Annotated in this window: 17 protein-coding genes; 16 read left to right on the top strand and 1 reads right to left on the bottom strand. The window is 42.6% G+C overall.

Annotation, left to right across the window (positions count from 1 at the left end; translation table 11 throughout):
- Positions 1-13: 13 nt before the first annotated feature.
- Entirely contained in the window at positions 14-94 is an 81-nt protein-coding gene (spoVM, locus tag ACRRMM_RS06420) for a stage V sporulation protein SpoVM (protein ID WP_008354550.1), read from the top strand.
- 69 nt (positions 95-163) lie between these two features.
- On the opposite strand, the gene rpmB is transcribed toward spoVM, so the two are convergent.
- Positions 164-352, bottom strand: a complete 189-nt coding sequence (gene rpmB, locus ACRRMM_RS06415; protein WP_003212514.1) for a 50S ribosomal protein L28 — start codon at positions 350-352, stop codon at positions 164-166.
- 271 nt (positions 353-623) lie between these two features.
- Between rpmB and ACRRMM_RS06410 the strand changes: the two genes are divergently transcribed.
- From ACRRMM_RS06410 to ffh, 15 genes are all read left to right on the top strand, one after another.
- Positions 624-986 carry an Asp23/Gls24 family envelope stress response protein gene (locus ACRRMM_RS06410; RefSeq protein ID WP_008344871.1) on the top strand — a complete coding sequence of 121 codons (363 nt, stop codon included), beginning with the start codon at positions 624-626 and terminating at the stop codon, positions 984-986.
- Positions 987-1,001: 15 nt separating this feature from the next.
- Complete coding sequence (locus tag ACRRMM_RS06405; RefSeq protein ID WP_008344868.1) at positions 1,002-2,675, top strand: DAK2 domain-containing protein; 1,674 nt, start codon at positions 1,002-1,004, stop codon at positions 2,673-2,675.
- A gap of 149 nt (positions 2,676-2,824) precedes the next feature.
- On the top strand, positions 2,825-3,487 hold the full coding sequence (gene sdaAB, locus ACRRMM_RS06400) for an L-serine ammonia-lyase, iron-sulfur-dependent subunit beta (protein WP_008344864.1): 663 nt from the start codon (positions 2,825-2,827) through the stop codon (positions 3,485-3,487).
- A 20-nt stretch (positions 3,488-3,507) separates the two neighbouring features.
- The gene (gene sdaAA, locus ACRRMM_RS06395) at positions 3,508-4,410 is read left to right on the top strand and encodes an L-serine ammonia-lyase, iron-sulfur-dependent, subunit alpha (protein WP_024720342.1); all 903 of its coding nucleotides are present in this window, start codon (positions 3,508-3,510) and stop codon (positions 4,408-4,410) included.
- Entirely contained in the window at positions 4,388-6,436 is a 2,049-nt protein-coding gene (gene recG / locus ACRRMM_RS06390; protein WP_048002835.1) for an ATP-dependent DNA helicase RecG, read from the top strand. The genes sdaAA and recG overlap by 23 nt, the downstream gene beginning before the upstream one ends.
- Before the next feature lie 112 nt (positions 6,437-6,548).
- Positions 6,549-7,115, top strand: a complete 567-nt coding sequence (fapR, locus tag ACRRMM_RS06385) for a transcription factor FapR (RefSeq protein ID WP_008344859.1) — start codon at positions 6,549-6,551, stop codon at positions 7,113-7,115.
- Positions 7,116-7,130: 15 nt separating this feature from the next.
- Positions 7,131-8,129 (top strand): phosphate acyltransferase PlsX, encoded by a 999-nt coding sequence (plsX, locus tag ACRRMM_RS06380; protein ID WP_098680344.1) that lies wholly within the window; start codon positions 7,131-7,133, stop codon positions 8,127-8,129.
- A gap of 15 nt (positions 8,130-8,144) precedes the next feature.
- On the top strand, positions 8,145-9,089 hold the full coding sequence (fabD, locus tag ACRRMM_RS06375) for an ACP S-malonyltransferase (RefSeq protein ID WP_050827258.1): 945 nt from the start codon (positions 8,145-8,147) through the stop codon (positions 9,087-9,089).
- Positions 9,089-9,832, top strand: a complete 744-nt coding sequence (fabG, locus tag ACRRMM_RS06370; RefSeq protein WP_039166716.1) for a 3-oxoacyl-[acyl-carrier-protein] reductase — start codon at positions 9,089-9,091, stop codon at positions 9,830-9,832. Before fabD ends, fabG begins: the two co-directional genes overlap by 1 nt.
- A gap of 81 nt (positions 9,833-9,913) precedes the next feature.
- Complete coding sequence (gene acpP / locus ACRRMM_RS06365; protein WP_003212028.1) at positions 9,914-10,147, top strand: acyl carrier protein; 234 nt, start codon at positions 9,914-9,916, stop codon at positions 10,145-10,147.
- A gap of 184 nt (positions 10,148-10,331) precedes the next feature.
- Complete coding sequence (rnc, locus tag ACRRMM_RS06360) at positions 10,332-11,075, top strand: ribonuclease III (RefSeq protein WP_017367233.1); 744 nt, start codon at positions 10,332-10,334, stop codon at positions 11,073-11,075.
- Positions 11,076-11,180: 105 nt separating this feature from the next.
- Entirely contained in the window at positions 11,181-14,741 is a 3,561-nt protein-coding gene (gene smc, locus ACRRMM_RS06355) for a chromosome segregation protein SMC (protein WP_428828931.1), read from the top strand.
- Between the two features lie 21 nt (positions 14,742-14,762).
- A complete protein-coding gene (gene ftsY / locus ACRRMM_RS06350; RefSeq protein WP_007499644.1) occupies positions 14,763-15,749 on the top strand; it encodes a signal recognition particle-docking protein FtsY in 987 nt (328 codons plus the stop codon).
- Positions 15,750-16,091: 342 nt separating this feature from the next.
- A complete protein-coding gene (locus tag ACRRMM_RS06345; protein ID WP_008344844.1) occupies positions 16,092-16,424 on the top strand; it encodes a putative DNA-binding protein in 333 nt (110 codons plus the stop codon).
- A gap of 13 nt (positions 16,425-16,437) precedes the next feature.
- Positions 16,438-17,781, top strand: a complete 1,344-nt coding sequence (gene ffh / locus ACRRMM_RS06340) for a signal recognition particle protein (protein ID WP_008344842.1) — start codon at positions 16,438-16,440, stop codon at positions 17,779-17,781.
- Positions 17,782-17,796 lie beyond the last annotated feature (15 nt).

Here is a 17,796-nt window from a genome sequence, read left to right as displayed (position 1 = left end):
GGAGGGGGACAAAATGAAATTTTATACAATCAAACTGCCTAGATTTCTTGGCGGCATTGTCCGTGCGATGCTTGGTTCATTTAAGAAAGATTAATGAGTAATCTCCTTTATTTCCACATAAAAACGCCTGCTACAGTTAAATGTAGCAGGCGTTTACTCTTGCTTATACACGCTCAACTTTACCAGATTTCAAAGCTCGAGCTGATACATATACTCTTTTAGGCTTACCGTCCACTAGAATACGAACTTTTTGAAGGTTCGCGCCCCATGTACGTTTTGTAGAGTTCATTGCGTGAGAACGGTTGTTCCCAGCTTTTGTTTTTCTGCCTGTAATAACGCATTTACGTGCCATTTGTTTCCCTCCTAACTGCGAAAACATCATCATATTCTTCATATACGTACTTAGAGATGCCTCAAGATACTTTAATAATTTACCACAGCTTCAAGGGGTTTGCAAGGATTGTTTGCTCCTCTTTCAAGAAAAATACCTTGACATCTTGATAAAAAATCAAGGCTATAGTATAAGTAGGATTGGGTCGGATTGAATGATTTCTTTTAAAAAGAAGGGTCTTATAGTAAAATAGTGATAACTCAGGGCAATTTCTCAAAAAGGGGGAACCAATGTGTCCATTGAACTTAGAACGAAATACGGACAAATTGATATATCAAATGAAGTCATTGCAATGGTGGCAGGAGGCGCTGCGATCGATTGCTATGGTATTGTTGGCATGGCGTCCAAAAATCAAATAAAGGACGGCTTGACGGATATTCTCCGCAAAGAGAACTTCAGCCGGGGTGTTCTTGTGCGTCAAAAAGAAGATCGCATTCATATTGATATGTACATCATCGTCAGCTACGGTACAAAAATATCAGAAGTCGCACATAATGTTCAAACGAAAGTCAAATATACGATTCATCACACGATTGGACTTTCAGTTGACTCAGTCAACATTTATGTACAAGGAGTAAAAGTTACGAACCCGTAGTAAGGAGGAAATATATTGTCTATTAGAAATCTGGGTGGCCGCTCATTTGCAAAAATGATTCTTGCAGGTGCTCACCATCTTTCTCAAAACGCACAAATTGTTGATGCGTTAAATGTTTTTCCAGTGCCAGACGGAGACACGGGGACAAATATGAATTTGTCAATGACTTCAGGGGCAAAAGCAGTTGAAGAAACAAATACAGATCACATTGGTAAGGTCGGGGTGGCTCTGTCGAAAGGGCTGTTAATGGGGGCAAGAGGAAACTCAGGTGTGATCCTGTCTCAGCTCTTCAGAGGTTTCAGCAAAAATATAGAACAAAAAGAAACAATTGACGCAAAAGAATTTGCGCTTGCCTTGCAGGCCGGCGTTGATACAGCATATAAAGCCGTCATGAAACCGATTGAAGGAACCATCTTAACGGTTGCAAAAGACGCTGCAAAGAAAGCGGTTGCTGTTTCAGCAACAGAAGACCAAATCGATCGTGTGCTTGAATTAACGATTGAGGAAGCAAGAGCATCACTTGACCGCACGCCAGATCTCCTTCCTGTTTTAAAAGAAGTCGGCGTTGTAGATAGCGGCGGTAAAGGGCTTCTTTGTGTATATGAAGGTTTCCTTGCTTCATTAAGAGGAGAAGAGCTTCCTCCTAAAACGGCCTCTTTGCCAACATTAAAAGAATTAGTGAGTGCAGAGCATCATAAAAGTGCACAAAGCCATATGAACACAGAAGATATTGAATTTGGCTATTGTACAGAATTTATGGTGAAATTCGAAGAAGACAAACAGTCCTTTGACGAAAATGCCTTCAGAGAAGAATTAAGCGAATTCGGAGATTCACTTCTTGTGGTATCTGATGATACGCTTGCAAAAGTTCATATTCATGCAGAGCAGCCAGGAGATGTCTTATCATATGCACAGCGCTATGGCAGCTTAATTAATATGAAAATTGAAAACATGAGAGAGCAGCATAGCTCGATCGTCAATGAAGAAAAAGATCACTCGCCTGCTACACCAAAAGCAACAGCTGCTGAAAAACAGCGTTTTGGAGTAGTGAGTGTCGCAATGGGAGAAGGGATTGCTGACTTGTTTAAAAGTATCGGAGCATCCGTCGTCATTGAAGGCGGACAGACGATGAATCCGAGCACAGAAGACATTGTCAAAGCAATTGATAGCATTCATGCCGAAACCGTCTTTATCTTACCTAATAATTCTAATATTGTCATGGCAGCTAAACAGGCGGCAACTGTCTCAAGTCGTGAGGTCGTTGTTATTCCGACAAAGACCGTTCCTCAAGGAATGTCGGCACTTCTTTCTCTCAATGAAGCAGCTTCAAATGAAGACAATGAAGCAGCGATGTTAGAAGCGATTGATCATGTGAAAAGCGGCCAAATTACCTTTGCAGTGAGAGATACCCAAATTGATGGGATCGACATTGCCAAAGGCGACTATATGGGCCTATACAATGGAAAAATCACCTTAACAGCTAAAAATCAATTAGATGCAGCAAAAGAGCTTTTGACCCAAATGGTGACAGAAGATGATGAGATTGTCACAATCATCAAAGGGGAAGATGCATCATCTGATGAGATGGAAGCTTTAGAAGCATATATTGAAGACACATTTGAAGATGTAGAAGTTGAAGTCCACGATGGAAAACAGCCGCTTTATTCATATATTTTGGCTGTTGAATAAAGAAAGAAGGGCACATGAAGCCCTTCTTCTTCTTTTGCATTTTTTTACTATGTGTTCATTCGTGAAATGAGTTGCGGGAATCGAATGAATCCATTAGTCTAAAGGGAGTAACAAACCAATCTGTGATTGGTGATGAGAGGGGAAGACCTATGAAATTTAGAAGTGTGTTTGATATTATTGGACCCGTCATGATTGGTCCATCAAGTTCGCACACGGCGGGTGCGGCTCGTATTGGAAGAGTGGCTCGCAGCTTGTTCGGAAGGGAACCGAAACGAATTGTTGTGTCGTTTTATGGCTCTTTTAAAGATACGTATAAAGGACACGGGACAGATGTAGCCATTATCGGCGGTGTTCTTGATTTTGATACATTTGATGAACGAATTAAAACAGCGATTGATATTGCAAAAAGCAAAGAAATCGACATTGAGTTTAAAGAAGAAGATGCGGTGCCAGCGCATCCAAATACAGCAAAAGTAGAAATTTCAGATGCGAATGGAAGCCTTGAATTAATCGGGATTTCCATTGGCGGAGGTAAAATTGAAATCACAGAATTAAATGGCTTTGAACTGAGACTCTCAGGGAATCATCCGGCCATTCTTGTGGTTCATAACGACCGCTACGGGACGATTGCAGCAGTTGCCAATGTGTTAGCGAAATTCGCCATCAACATTGGTCATATGGAAGTGGCACGTAAAGAGGTCGGGCAAGAAGCACTCATGACGATTGAAGTGGATCAGAATATTGATCCAGCGGTTTTAACAGAGCTTGAGACGCTGCCAAACATTATTCAAGTCACACAAATTGCAGAGTAACAACAAGGAGGTTATGTATGATGTTTAAAAACGTCAAAGAACTCGTGCAGCTAACAGAAGAACGGAATACCTCCATTTCAGAAATTATGATTACTCAAGAAATGGAAGTGACAGGGAAGTCACGTGAAGACATTTTCTCGCAGATGTACCGCAACCTAGAAGTGATGGAACAGGCCGTTGAAAACGGACTGAAAGGTGTGAAATCATTATCTGGTTTAACAGGCGGGGATGCTGTGAAACTTCAAGCATATATCGCATCAGGCAAAACATTGTCTGGTCATACCATTTTAGATGCCGTGAGTAAGGCAGTGGCAACAAATGAAGTGAATGCAGCAATGGGAACGATCTGTGCAACGCCTACTGCTGGCTCAGCAGGTGTTGTGCCAGGAACGCTCTTTGCGGTGAAAGAAACATTAAAGCCAACAAAGGAACAAATGGTCAGGTTCCTATTTACATCTGGTGCATTTGGTTTTGTTGTCGCCAATAACGCAAGTATCTCTGGTGCAGCAGGCGGCTGTCAGGCAGAAGTAGGATCTGCATCAGGTATGGCAGCAGCAGCCATTGTAGAAATGGCAGGCGGTACGCCGCAGCAATCCGCTGAAGCCATGGCCATCACCTTAAAAAATATGCTGGGTCTTGTTTGCGATCCAGTCGCAGGACTTGTGGAAGTGCCATGTGTGAAACGAAACGCAATGGGCGCTTCTAATGCGATGATTGCAGCAGATATGGCACTTGCCGGCATTACAAGCCGTATCCCTTGTGATGAAGTCATTGATGCGATGTACAAAATTGGTCAAACGATGCCAACCGCTCTTCGTGAGACTGCACAAGGCGGACTTGCTGCAACACCGACAGCAAGGGAGCTTGAAAAGAAGATTTTCGGAGGTGTGACCTCATCTCGTGATACAGAAATTGCAAGATAAGATCTCTGCCCTCAAAGGGATTGGAGAAGAAACAGAAAAAACACTAAATGAACTTGGAATCTACACAGTAGCCGATTTACTCGGCTACTTTCCTTATCGATATGACGACTATGAGCTTCGCAATTTAGAAGAAGTCAGACATGACGAACGTGTCACAGTTGAAGGAAAAGTGCACAGTGAGCCCGTTCTCACCTATTATGGAAAAAAACGAAGCAGGCTGACATTCAGGCTGCTTGTCGGTCGTTTTTTGATTACAGCCATATGCTTCAATCGCCCTTATTTAAAACGAAGTCTTGTTTTAGGCGATACGGTATCCGTCACAGGGAAGTGGGATAAAAACCGGCAATCCATTATGGTGCAGGAATTTAAAAAAGGAACACACGAACAAGATGGCAGTATAGAACCTGTTTATTCAGTCAAAGAAAATGTAACCGTGAAGATGATGAGACGATTTGTAAAACAAGCGTTGTCACTCTATGTAGACCATGCTGAAGATCCACTGCCAAAGCAGCTTGTAGCTGCTTATAAACTCATGTCTTATCAAGAAGCACTAAAAACCATTCATCTCCCTGAAACGAGAGACTCGCTCAAGCATGCAAGACGACGCTTCGTGTACGAGGAATTTCTCATCTTTCAACTGAAGATGCAAGCGATCAGAAAAAAAGAACGAGAAAAAACATCAGGCATCCAGCATCCGTTCGCAAAAGAGGCGGTCTTTGAGTTTGTTCATAGCCTGCCGTTCCCACTGACAAAAGCACAATCAAGAGTGCTGGATGAAATTATGGCAGATATGGCATCCCCGTACCGAATGAACCGGCTTCTTCAAGGAGATGTTGGATCGGGGAAAACAGCTGTAGCGGCAATTGCCCTTTATGCCGCTCATTTATCCGGCTTTCAAGGTGCGCTGATGGTGCCAACTGAAATTTTGGCTGAACAACATGCTGATTCACTGTATCAGCTAGTTGAAAAATGGGGGCTAAATATTGCTCTTTTGACGAGTTCAGTGAAAGGAAAGCGCCGCAGAGAACTGCTTGAACGTCTGAAAGAGGGAGATATTGATATTTTAGTCGGCACGCATGCCCTTATCCAGGACGAAGTGGAATTTCAGCAGCTTGGTCTTGTTATTACAGATGAACAGCACAGGTTCGGCGTGGAACAGCGGAAAAAACTGCGAAGCAAAGGGCAGGACCCAGATGTTTTGTTTATGACCGCAACGCCGATTCCAAGAACGCTTGCCATCACAGTATTTGGAGAAATGGACGTCTCAGTCATTGATGAGCTGCCAGCCGGCCGAAAGCAGATTGAAACGTATTGGGTGAAGCATGACATGCTTGAAAGGATTCTTGCTTTTGTTGATAAAGAGCTGAGAAAAGGCAGACAAGCGTATATTATTTGTCCACTTATAGAAGAATCAGACAAACTGGATGTCCAAAATGCGATAGATGTTCACAGCATGCTGACAGAGGCGTATCGCGGAAAATGGTCGATCGGCTTAATGCATGGGAAACTCGCAAGTGATGAAAAAGATCAAGTGATGAGAGATTTCACTTCCAATGAAGTACAAATCCTTGTGTCAACGACAGTTGTTGAAGTTGGCGTCAACGTGCCAAATGCGACCATCATGGTCATTTATGATGCGGACCGCTTTGGACTGTCACAGCTTCATCAGTTAAGAGGCCGGGTCGGACGCGGAGAGCATCAATCTTTTTGTATTTTAATGGCGGACCCTAAATCAGAGACCGGTAAAGAGCGCATGCGGATCATGTCTGAAACAACGGATGGCTTTGAACTGTCTGAAAAGGACTTAGAACTAAGAGGCCCTGGCGACTTCTTTGGCAAGAAACAAAGCGGAATGCCTGAATTTAAAGTGGCAGATATGGTTCATGACTATAGAGCGCTTGAAACCGCTAGAAAAGATGCGGCAGAGCTCGTGCAGTCTGAAGCCTTTTGGACAGACCCTGAATACAAAGAACTTAGGCAAACACTCGTAGACAGCGGTGTGCTTGGCGGAGATAAATTGAGCTGATCAAGTGCTGGAGGAATTTTCTTGTCTTTTTGAAACAAGGATTGATTTATCATCTATGAGATTATATACTACTATTAGTACCTAGTCATAAATGTACGGATGGTGTCTGCATATGAAACTAAATAAAAAAGAACGACAAAGGCTTCTCCAGCAAACGATCAGCTCGACTCCGTTCATTACTGATGAAGAATTGGCAAGTAAATTCGGTGTAAGCATTCAAACAGTTCGTCTTGACCGTTTGGAGCTGTCAATCCCTGAATTACGCGAAAGAATTAAGCACGTGGCCGAAAAGACATTAGAGGATGAAGTGAAGTCTCTTCCGCTGGATGAAGTCATTGGAGAAATGATTGATGTAGAGCTTGATGATCAAGCGATTTCCATTTTTGAAGTGAGAAAAGAGCATGTATTCAGCCGTAACCAAATTGCCAGGGGACATCATCTTTTTGCCCAGGCAAATTCGCTGGCAGTAGCCGTCATCGACGATGAACTGGCTTTGACAGCAAAAGCAAATATTAAGTTTACAAGGCAGGTCAAACAAGGCGAAAGAGTCGTCTCAAAAGCCAAAGTTGCCTCACATGATAAAGAAAAAGGCAGAACCGTAGTTGAAGTAAACAGCTATGTAGGTGAGGAAGTTGTCTTCTCAGGCGATTTCGTCATGTATCGCTCAAAACAAAAGTAAAAGGTGGCACATAACATGAGAATTGCAGTCGATGCAATGGGGGGAGATCATGCCCCTAAAGCCATTATTGACGGTGTGAAAAAAAGCTTAGAAGCATTTTCAGATATCGAGATTACACTTGTCGGCGATGAAAGCAAGATCAAATCATACATAACAAATCATGAACGCATCACGATCTTAGATGCAAAAGAAGTCATTGAACCAACGGATGAACCAGTGCGTGCAGTGAGACGTAAAAAAGATTCTTCTATGGTGAAAATGGCGCAGGAAGTTTCAGAAGGAAGAGCAGATGCCTGTATTTCAGCTGGAAATACTGGGGCACTCATGACAGCAGGCCTGTTTATCGTAGGCAGAATTGATGGCATTGACAGACCAGCACTTGCTCCGACGTTGCCAACACTTGATGGTAGCGGGTTCTTATTATTGGATGTCGGTGCAAACGTTGATGCAAAGCCAGAGCATCTTGTGCAATATGCCATGATGGGATCTATTTACGCAGAGCATGTCTTCCCGAAGAGCAATCCACGCGTTGGACTTTTAAATGTCGGGACAGAAGATAAAAAAGGCAACGATTTAACGAAAAAAACCTTTGAATTATTAAAAGCATCAGATTTGAATTTCGTAGGAAATGTAGAATCGCGTGACTTATTAGAAGGTGTAGCTGATGTCGTTGTCACAGATGGTTTCACGGGGAATATCGCCCTTAAAACGATCGAAGGCACAGCCCTTTCTGTTTTTAAGATGCTGAAAGAAACCTTAACATCCAGCTTCACAGCTAAAATAGCAGCAGGTATGATGAAGCCAAAATTAATGCAGATGAAATCTAAAATGGATTACTCCGAATATGGTGGTGCCGCATTATTTGGTTTAAAAGCACCCGTTATTAAAGCGCATGGTTCCTCTGATGAAAATGCGATTTTTCATGCCATTCGTCAGGCGCGCGATATCGTTATAAAAGACGTTTCAGCTATCATTCATCAAGAAGTTCAAAAAGAAGACACGAATGAGTCGTAATGGAGGTAGAGCAGCATGAGTAAAATTGCTTTTTTATTCCCAGGCCAAGGCTCTCAAAAAATTGGCATGGGAAAAGATTTATTTGACCAAGAAGCAGCATCTAAAGCTGTGTTTGAAGAAGCAGATCAGACCCTTGATTTTGATTTATCTTCAATGATTTTTGAAGGAGATGCAAAAGAACTGACGCTGACATATAATGCACAGCCAGCTCTTTTAACGACAAGCATCGCGATCTTAAAGAAATTTGAAGAGAGCGGAATCAAAGCAGATTATGCAGCAGGGCACAGTCTGGGTGAATATACAGCCCTTGTTGCAGCGGGAGCTCTTTCGTTTAAAGATGCCGTTTTCGCAGTGAGAAAGCGTGGCGAATTAATGAATGAAGCCGTTCCAGCAGGAGAAGGCGCAATGGCGGCGATTCTTGGCTTAGACCAAGCGGCGCTTGTAGAAGTGACAAGAGAAGTGACAGAAAGCGGTCATCTTGTAGAACTTGCGAACTTAAACTGTCCGGGCCAAATCGTCATCTCTGGTACAGCAAAAGGTGTGGAACTTGCATCAGAGAAAGCGAAAGAAAAGGGCGCAAAACGTGCAATTCCACTTGAAGTGAGTGGACCTTTCCATTCTGCATTAATGAAACCAGCAGCTGAAAAATTCACAGATGTATTATCTAAATTAGACATTTCTGATGCCGCGACGCCAGTGATTTCAAACGTAACAGCAGACATCGTGACATCACGTAATGAAATTGAAACGAAGCTGATTGAACAATTGTATTCTCCTGTTCGATTTGAAGAAAGTGTAGAACGCCTGATTGACTTAGGCGTGACAACATTTATTGAAATTGGTCCTGGTAAAGTGCTCTCAGGTCTTGTGAAAAAAGTCAATCGCCGCCTGACGACCATTTCCGTATCAGATCAAGAAACAATTGAAGCAGCAATTCAAACACTCAAGGGGGATTCTTGATGCTTACAAATAAAACAGCCGTTGTCACAGGTGCATCACGCGGTATTGGCCGTTCGATTGCGATCGATTTGGCGAAAAAAGGTGCCAATGTTGTGGTGAACTATTCAGGCAACGAAGCAAAAGCAAATGAAGTCGTCGATGAGATCAAAGCACTTGGCCAGCAGGCTTTTGCTGTCAAAGCGGATGTGTCAAATGCAGAAGATGTACAGGCATTAATGAAACAAACCGTTGATACATTTGGTTCAATCGACATTCTTGTGAATAATGCTGGAATTACAAAGGACAACCTGCTCATGAGAATGAAAGAAAATGAATGGGATGATGTCATTAACATAAACTTAAAAGGTGTCTTCAACTGTACAAAAGCTGTGACACGTCAAATGATGAAACAGCGCAGCGGAAGAATCATCAATGTAGCATCTGTTGTCGGCGTTTGTGGAAACCCTGGACAAGCAAACTATGTTGCAGCAAAAGCTGGTGTGATCGGTTTAACGAAAACAACAGCGAAAGAGCTGGCAAGCCGTCATATTACAGTCAATGCCGTAGCACCAGGCTTTATTTCTACTGATATGACTGACAAGCTTGATGAGAATGTTCAAACAGAAATGCTTAAGCAAATCCCGCTCGCACGCTTTGGTGCGCCTGAAGATATAAGCAACGTTGTTGTCTTTTTAGCTTCAGAAGGAGCAGGTTATATTACAGGCCAAACCATCCAAGTGGATGGCGGAATGGTTATGTCCTAAGAAATATCAAAATTTCGTTACGTTTTCTCTAGTTTTTTAAAAACGAATCAACTATAATACTTTGAGGGGAGGTGAAAGGCAATGGCAGACGTATTAGAGCGTGTATCAAAAATTATTGTAGACCGCCTTGGCGTTGATGAGGCTGACGTGAAAATGGAGGCTTCATTTAAAGAAGATTTAGGCGCTGATTCCCTTGATGTAGTTGAGCTAGTTATGGAACTTGAAGATGAGTTCGATATGGAAATTTCTGACGAAGATGCTGAAAAAATTGCAACAGTCGGTGACGCTGTGAACTACATAAATAGCCAGCAATAAGCGTAACAAAGTCCCGTCTATTTTCATGGCGGGACTTTGAAAATTTATGTTAGTTTCAACATATTCAGCTGATCAATTGTCAGCCTTTTTCAGATGCTAAGGAGCACGGTTTCCTTGCATGTAGAAAGAGAGACTCCATATAATCAGTATCCTTAAAGGCGATAACGCCTACCTGGAGGTTGCTATGCCAAAACACTATAAAGACAAACAGAAACAGAGCAAAAAACTAGAGCAATTCAGAGAATTTCAGCAGCGCATTTCTGTACACTTTAAAAATGAAAAACTACTCTATCAAGCCTTTACACATTCCTCTTATGTGAATGAGCATCGTAAAAAACCTTATGAGGATAATGAAAGACTTGAATTTTTAGGGGACGCTGTTTTAGAGTTGACGATCTCACAGTTCTTATTTGCAAAGTACCCAGCCATGAGCGAGGGAGATTTAACAAAACTGAGAGCGGCGATCGTATGTGAGCCATCACTTGTGTCATTAGCACATGAGCTGTCCTTTGGAGACCTTGTTCTTTTAGGAAAAGGGGAAGAAATGACAGGCGGCAGAAAACGCCCAGCACTCTTAGCAGACGTATTTGAGGCGTTTATCGGAGCGCTTTATTTAGATCAAGGACTTGAGCCTGTTGAACGATTCCTAGAAGCCTATGTATACCCGAAAATTAATGACGGGGCATTCTCACATGTCATGGACTTTAAAAGCCAGCTTCAAGAATTTGTTCAGCGAGATGGAAAAGGTGTACTTGAATACCGAATCCTGCATGAAAAAGGTCCAGCACATAACCGGGAATTTGAAGCCAATGTATCCCTTAGAGGAGAAGTGCTCGGGATTGGAAATGGCCGTTCAAAAAAAGAAGCCGAACAGCATGCTGCACAGGAAGCACTTGCTAAATTACAGAAACATCATATGAACCAATAAAATCCCCCTCGTGATTCAGGGGGATTTCACTCTGTTTTCCATCATCTTTTTTCAGTTCATATGGTAAGATAATAGTACTTTAAATACATAAGGAGGATCACTCTCATGTTCCTCAAACGTTTAGACGTGATAGGATTCAAATCTTTCGCACAGCGGGTGACTGTAGACTTTGTCAAAGGGGTTACAGCTGTTGTTGGACCAAACGGAAGCGGCAAAAGTAATATTACTGATGCGATCCGCTGGGTACTTGGAGAGCAATCAGCAAAAAGCCTCCGCGGAGGAAAAATGGAAGACATCATTTTTGCAGGAAGTGACTCAAGAAAACGAGTCAACTTAGCAGAAGTGACATTAACGCTCGATAACGAAGATCACTTTTTGCCGATCGATTTTCACGAAGTCAGTGTGACAAGAAGAGTCTATCGTTCTGGAGAAAGTGAATTTCTCATTAACAATCAATCTGTCCGCTTAAAGGATATTATTGATCTTTTCATGGATTCAGGTCTTGGAAAAGAAGCTTTTTCGATCATCAGCCAAGGTAAGGTAGAAGAGATTCTATCGAGTAAAGCTGAAGAAAGACGTAGCATCTTTGAAGAAGCAGCGGGTGTCCTGAAATATAAAACAAGAAAGAAAAAAGCCGAGAATAAACTGTTTGAAACGCAGGACAACTTAAACCGGGTAGAAGATATTCTGCATGAACTAGAAGATCAAGTAGAACCACTAAGAATGCAGGCATCTATTGCAAAAGACTATCTGCAAAAGAAAGAAGAACTTGAAAATGTAGAAATTGCTCTCACCGTCCATGATATTGAAGCACTACACAAAAAATGGACAACACTTGGTGAAGCTGTCGAGCGGTTCAAACAAGATGAAATGAAGCAGTCCACAGATATTCAAGCGAAGGAAGCCAAAATCGAAGAATCGAGAGACCGTATTCAGGCGCTTGACGATTCGATTCATGACCTCCAAGAAGTCCTCCTTTTCACAAGTGAAGAACTAGAAAAGCTTGAAGGGAAAAAAGAAGTTCTAAAAGAACGGAAAAAAAATGCGGCCGCTAACCAAGGGCAGCTAGAAGACACGCTCGTGCGTTTAACCGAAAAACAGGCGTTGTTAACGGAAAAGATTGAACAGCAGAAAGTCACACGTGACAGCCTGCAAACAGAAGTGCAGCAGCTAAAAGATGAAGTGAAAACAAAACAGCATCAGCTGTCTCTTCATAGTGAAGATGTGGAAGGGCAAATTGAACAGCTGAAAAGCGATTATTTTGACCTATTAAACGAGCAAGCTTCTATCCGAAACGAACGTAAATTACTAGAAGAGCAGCAGCGCCAAGCAGCCTTGCAGCTAGAGCGGTTAACGCAAAATAATCAGAAACATATCGAAGAACGGGTGTCTGTGAAGGAAAAGAAAACAGAAGCCGAGCAGCAACTTTCAGAACGAGAAGAAGACATTTTGGCTCAGGTGAAACGCTTTAGAGAAGCGGAACAAAAGCTAGAGCAGATGAAGCGTCAATACGAGAAAAAAGAAACGGCTCTTTACCAAGCCTATCAATATGTACAGCAGGCAAAATCTAAAAAAGAAATGCTTGAATCGATGCAGGAAGACTTCTCAGGTTTTTTCCAAGGAGTAAAAGAGGTTTTAAAGGCAAAGGACCGGTTAGGCGGTATTCACGGGGCGATTGCAGAGCTGATTCAAACAGAGCAGCAACATGAAACAGCGATTGAAATTGCACTTGGCGCAGCCACGCAGCATGTCGTTACTGAAAATGAAGCGGCTGCCAGACAGGCCATTGGATATTTAAAGCAGCATTCCTTTGGGCGTGCGACCTTCCTGCCGATGAACGTCATCAAAGAACGAACCATTCAGTTCAGAGATATTCAAACAGCTGAGCAGCATGACGCATTTATCGGCGTAGCGAGTCAGCTCGTTTCCTTTGACGAAAAGTATGAAAAAGTCATTCGGAATTTGCTTGGAACAGTCCTAATCGTGAAAGACTTAAAAGGTGCCAATGAGCTAGCGAAAATGCTTGGACATCGTTATCGTATCGTGACCCTTGATGGGGACGTGGTGAACCCAGGCGGTTCAATGACTGGGGGAGGCGTAAAGAAAAAGAACAATTCCCTCCTCTCCAGAAACCGAGAGATTGAAACGTTAACAAAGCAACTCGTTGAAATGGAAGAAAAAACAACGATCCTTGAAAAAGAAACAAAAGAAACGAAGCAATCGATTGCCGAAAGCGAAGTCCAATTAAATGAACTGCGTCAGCGCGGCGAAATGCTTCGAGAAAAGCAGCAAGAGTTAAAAGGGACATTATATGAACTGCAAGTAGCTGAAAAAAATATTAACGCTCATCTAGAGCTCTATGATCAAGAAAAAGAAGAGTTGCAGCAGCGCTCTAGCGAACTTGCGATCAAGGACAAAGAGCAGGCAGCCCTTGAAACATCTATAGGTGAGAAACTGACCTCTCTTGACGAAGAGATCAACACGTTAACAAAACGGAAGCAGACCCAAAGCTCAACGAAAGAAACCATTTCTTCCGAATTAACAGAGCTGAAAATCTCGCTTGCCAAAAAAGAGCAGTCTTTAGCAAATGAACAAGAAAAACTATCGAGCTTAACGGCTGAATTAGAAGAGGCTGAAAAGACGCTGACGGAAACAAAAGAAGATTTGTCCCTCTTAACAAGTGAAATGTCATCCAGCTCAAGCGGCGCCGAACAACTGGAAGAAGCGGCAAAAGAGAAACTGGAACATAAAAACAAAACGACAGCGCTTATCTCAGAGCGACGCAAACAGCGCCTGGCTCTTTCTGAAACATTAGAATTCGCAGAACGTGAACTGAAAGAGCAAAACCGCCTGTATAAACAGCTCACGACAAGCTTAAAAGATGAAGAAATCAAGCTTGGCCGCATGGAAGTTGAACTTGATAACCTCATCGCCTACTTAAACGAAGAGTATGCCCTTTCGTTTGAAGGAGCAAAAGAAATGTATCATCTGACGCTATCGCCGGATGAAGCAAGAAAACGCGTGAAATTGATCAAACTAGCCATTGAAGAGCTTGGAACAGTGAACTTAGGCAGTATTGACGAGTATGAACGTGTGAATGAACGTTTTCTCTTCTTAACTGAACAGCGCAATGATCTGACAGAAGCGAAAAATACGTTATTCCAAGTCATTGAAGAAATGGATCAGGAGATGACGAAACGTTTCTCTGAGACATTCTCTCAAATCCGCAGGCATTTTGAATCTGTTTTCCAAGCATTATTTGGCGGAGGAAGAGCAGACCTTAAGTTGACAGATCCAAACGATTTACTAAACTCAGGCGTCGATATTGTGGCGCAGCCGCCGGGGAAAAAGCTGCAAAATCTAAGCCTGCTTTCAGGCGGAGAAAGAGCATTAACAGCCATTGCTTTATTATTCTCGATCTTAAAAGTGAGACCAGTTCCATTCTGTGTGCTAGATGAGGTAGAAGCAGCGCTTGATGAAGCGAATGTGTTCCGCTTTGCCCAGTATTTAAAGAAATACAGTCAAGAAACACAGTTCATTGTGATTACACACCGAAAAGGAACCATGGAAGAAGCAGATGTTCTGTACGGTGTCACGATGCAGGAGTCAGGTGTCTCAAAACTGGTATCTGTCAAACTAGAGGAAACGAAAGAGCTTGTCCAGTAATTAAAGGAGGTTTTTGAACCCATGAGCTTTTTTAAGAAATTAAAAGAAAAATTTACGCAGCAAACCGATTCAGTATCAGAAAAGTTTAAAGATGGACTTGAAAAAACGAGAAATTCGTTTCAGGGAAAAGTAAATGAACTCATTTCTCGCTATCGTAAAGTGGATGAAGACTTTTTTGAAGAACTAGAAGAAGTGTTAATCGGTGCGGATGTCGGTTTCACGACTGTGATGGAACTGATTGATGAGCTGAAAAAAGAAGTGAAATTAAGAAACATTCAAGACCCAAGTGAAGTACAAGCAGTCATCTCTGAAAAACTCGTGGAGATTTACAATAGTGGTGAGGAACAAATCTCTGAACTGAACATTGAAGACGGCCGTTTAAATATCATTTTATTTGTAGGCGTGAACGGTGTCGGTAAAACCACAACCATTGGTAAGCTGGCAAACAAGCTAAAAAATGAAGGGAAATCCGTCATTTTAGCAGCAGGTGATACGTTCCGTGCGGGGGCGATTGAGCAGCTTGAAGTATGGGGCGAGCGCTCTGGTGTTCCTGTCGTTAAACAAACAGCAGGCTCTGACCCGGCAGCGGTCATCTATGATGCCGTTCAATCAGCTAAAGCCAAAAAAGCAGATGTCCTGATCTGTGATACAGCAGGCAGACTGCAAAACAAAGTCAACTTGATGAAAGAGCTAGAGAAGGTCAAGAGAGTCATTGAACGCGAAGTGCCCGATGCACCGCACGAAGTACTGCTTGCCCTTGATGCGACAACGGGTCAAAATGCGATGGCGCAAGCGAAGGAATTTTCTAAAGCAACAAACGTGACAGGTATCGCTTTAACAAAGCTTGACGGTACTGCAAAAGGCGGGATTGTTCTTGCCATTCGCAATGAGCTCAACATCCCTGTAAAACTTGTCGGACTAGGTGAAAAAGTAGACGATCTGCAAGAGTTCGATGCTGAATCGTATGTGTACGGATTATTCTCAGACATCATTGATCAAGAAGACTAATCAAGATGCCGACAAAACTGCCGGCATTCAGCGTGTAGACAAACCCTCGCATTCTTTGTCAGTCCTGCGTGCTGGTGCTCACGAATGTGACATTCGCTCCGCGCCAGTACTCGTCCTTCCTAGACTTCAAAGGTTTTCTATCACGCTGAAAAGAAGACAAAGTGCTAAAATCAAGTTCATTTTAGCCCTTTGTCAACAATCTGGGGATGCCGGCAAAATTGCCGGCATTTTTATTTATATATCGCCGCAGGAAGTGACAAGATAAAAACTTGACACATAGATCAGAACCGTGTAAACTTAGTTGTTGTAAAGGGAATGAACTTAACAAAGGGGAGAGAGCCCATGACGCTTGAAAAGACAACGAGAATGAACTACTTGTTTGATTTCTATCAATCGTTGTTGACCGCAAAACAAAAGAGCTACATGTCGCTTTACTACCTAGACGATTTTTCCCTCGGTGAAATTGCGGATGAATATGAAGTATCAAGACAGGCTGTTTATGATAATATTAAACGGACTGAAGCGATGCTTGAACAATATGAAGAAAAGCTGCTCTTGTTTAAGAAATTTAAAGAGCGTAAAGAACTTCTCACAAAAATGAGAGAGCTTGTAGCAGATTCCGCGCAAAAGGAAGAAGCAGAAGCTTTAATTGAATCGCTTGAGAAATTAGATTAGGAGGCGGCACAGTATGGCATTTGAAGGATTAGCCGACCGACTGCAGCAGACGATTTCAAAAATCCGCGGCAAAGGAAAAGTGTCAGAGCAAGATGTAAAAGAAATGATGCGCGAGGTACGCCTTGCCCTTCTTGAAGCTGACGTCAATTTTAAAGTAGTCAAAGACTTTGTGAAAAAAGTAAGCGAGCGGGCAGTTGGACAAGAGGTCATGCAAAGTCTTACCCCAGGACAACAGGTCATTAAAGTTGTAAAAGAAGAACTCACTGAATTAATGGGCGGGGAAGAGAGTAAAATCGCTGTAGCGAAAAAATCTCCAACTGTCATTATGATGGTTGGTCTTCAAGGGGCAGGTAAAACGACCACAACTGGAAAGCTTGCCAACTTACTTCGCAAAAAACATAATCGCAAGCCGATGATGGTGGCCGCTGATATTTACAGACCAGCAGCGATCCAGCAGCTTCAAACGCTTGGGAAACAGCTTGATATGCCCGTATTCTCATTAGGTGATCAAGTTAGTCCTGTCGAAATTGCCAAACAGGCAATTGAAAAAGCGAAAGAAGAACATCATGATTATGTCATTTTAGATACAGCAGGACGTCTTCATATTGATGAAGACTTAATGGATGAACTTCAGAAAGTAAAAGAAGTCGCAAATCCAGAAGAGATTTTCCTCGTTGTTGACTCGATGACTGGTCAAGATGCTGTCAATGTCGCAAAAAGCTTTAATGAACAGCTTGGTTTAACAGGTGTCGTTCTGACAAAACTAGACGGTGATACGCGAGGCGGGGCAGCACTTTCAATTCGTGCAGTCACAAATACGCCGATTAAATTCGCCGCACTAGGTGAAAAGCTTGATGCAATTGAACCATTCCATCCAGAGCGTATGGCATCGAGAATTCTTGGCATGGGAGATGTGCTCACGCTTATTGAAAAAGCACAAGCAAACGTTGACCAAGATAAAGCGAAAGAGCTTGAACAAAAAATGCGGACAATGAGCTTCACGCTCGATGATTTCCTCGAGCAGCTTGGGCAGGTTCGCAACATGGGTCCACTTGATGAACTGATCCAAATGATGCCGGGAGCCGGTAAAATGAAAGGGCTCAAAAACGTCCAAGTAGACGAAAAGCAGCTCAATCACATCGAAGCGATCATTAAATCAATGACGACCGAAGAAAAAGAACAGCCAGAGGTCATCAATGCAAGCCGCAGAAAACGGATTGCAAAAGGAAGCGGAACATCTGTACAGGAAGTCAATCGCCTTTTAAAACAATTTGACGAAATGAAAAAGATGATGAAGCAAATGACCAATATGTCCAAAGGAAAGAAAAAAGGCGGCTTTAAATTACCATTTATGTAATTGGTTATACATGAT

The sequence above is a fragment of the Bacillus sp. XT-4 genome (assembly GCF_050864245.1).
GTDB lineage: Bacteria > Bacillota > Bacilli > Bacillales > Bacillaceae > Bacillus > Bacillus altitudinis.
Note: the sequence above shows the minus strand (reverse complement) of the source record. Positions and strands in the feature narration are given on the sequence as shown.

Bases quoted from the DNA above. Each gene is read 5' to 3' on its own strand.
- spoVM (WP_008354550.1), top strand. From the start codon at position 14: ATGAAATTTTATACAATCAAACTGCCTAGATTTCTTGGCGGCATTGTC.
- fabD (WP_050827258.1), top strand. From the start codon at position 8,145: ATGAGTAAAATTGCTTTTTTATTCCCAGGCCAAGGCTCTCAAAAAATT.
- rnc (WP_017367233.1), top strand. From the start codon at position 10,332: ATGCCAAAACACTATAAAGACAAACAGAAACAGAGCAAAAAACTAGAG.
- acpP (WP_003212028.1), top strand. From the start codon at position 9,914: ATGGCAGACGTATTAGAGCGTGTATCAAAAATTATTGTAGACCGCCTT.
- plsX (WP_098680344.1), top strand. From the start codon at position 7,131: ATGAGAATTGCAGTCGATGCAATGGGGGGAGATCATGCCCCTAAAGCC.
- smc (WP_428828931.1), top strand. From the start codon at position 11,181: ATGTTCCTCAAACGTTTAGACGTGATAGGATTCAAATCTTTCGCACAG.
- rpmB (WP_003212514.1), bottom strand. From the start codon at position 352: ATGGCACGTAAATGCGTTATTACAGGCAGAAAAACAAAAGCTGGGAAC.
- sdaAB (WP_008344864.1), top strand. From the start codon at position 2,825: ATGAAATTTAGAAGTGTGTTTGATATTATTGGACCCGTCATGATTGGT.
- ffh (WP_008344842.1), top strand. From the start codon at position 16,438: ATGGCATTTGAAGGATTAGCCGACCGACTGCAGCAGACGATTTCAAAA.
- ftsY (WP_007499644.1), top strand. From the start codon at position 14,763: ATGAGCTTTTTTAAGAAATTAAAAGAAAAATTTACGCAGCAAACCGAT.
- fabG (WP_039166716.1), top strand. From the start codon at position 9,089: ATGCTTACAAATAAAACAGCCGTTGTCACAGGTGCATCACGCGGTATT.
- ACRRMM_RS06345 (WP_008344844.1), top strand. From the start codon at position 16,092: ATGACGCTTGAAAAGACAACGAGAATGAACTACTTGTTTGATTTCTAT.
- fapR (WP_008344859.1), top strand. From the start codon at position 6,549: ATGAAACTAAATAAAAAAGAACGACAAAGGCTTCTCCAGCAAACGATC.
- sdaAA (WP_024720342.1), top strand. From the start codon at position 3,508: ATGTTTAAAAACGTCAAAGAACTCGTGCAGCTAACAGAAGAACGGAAT.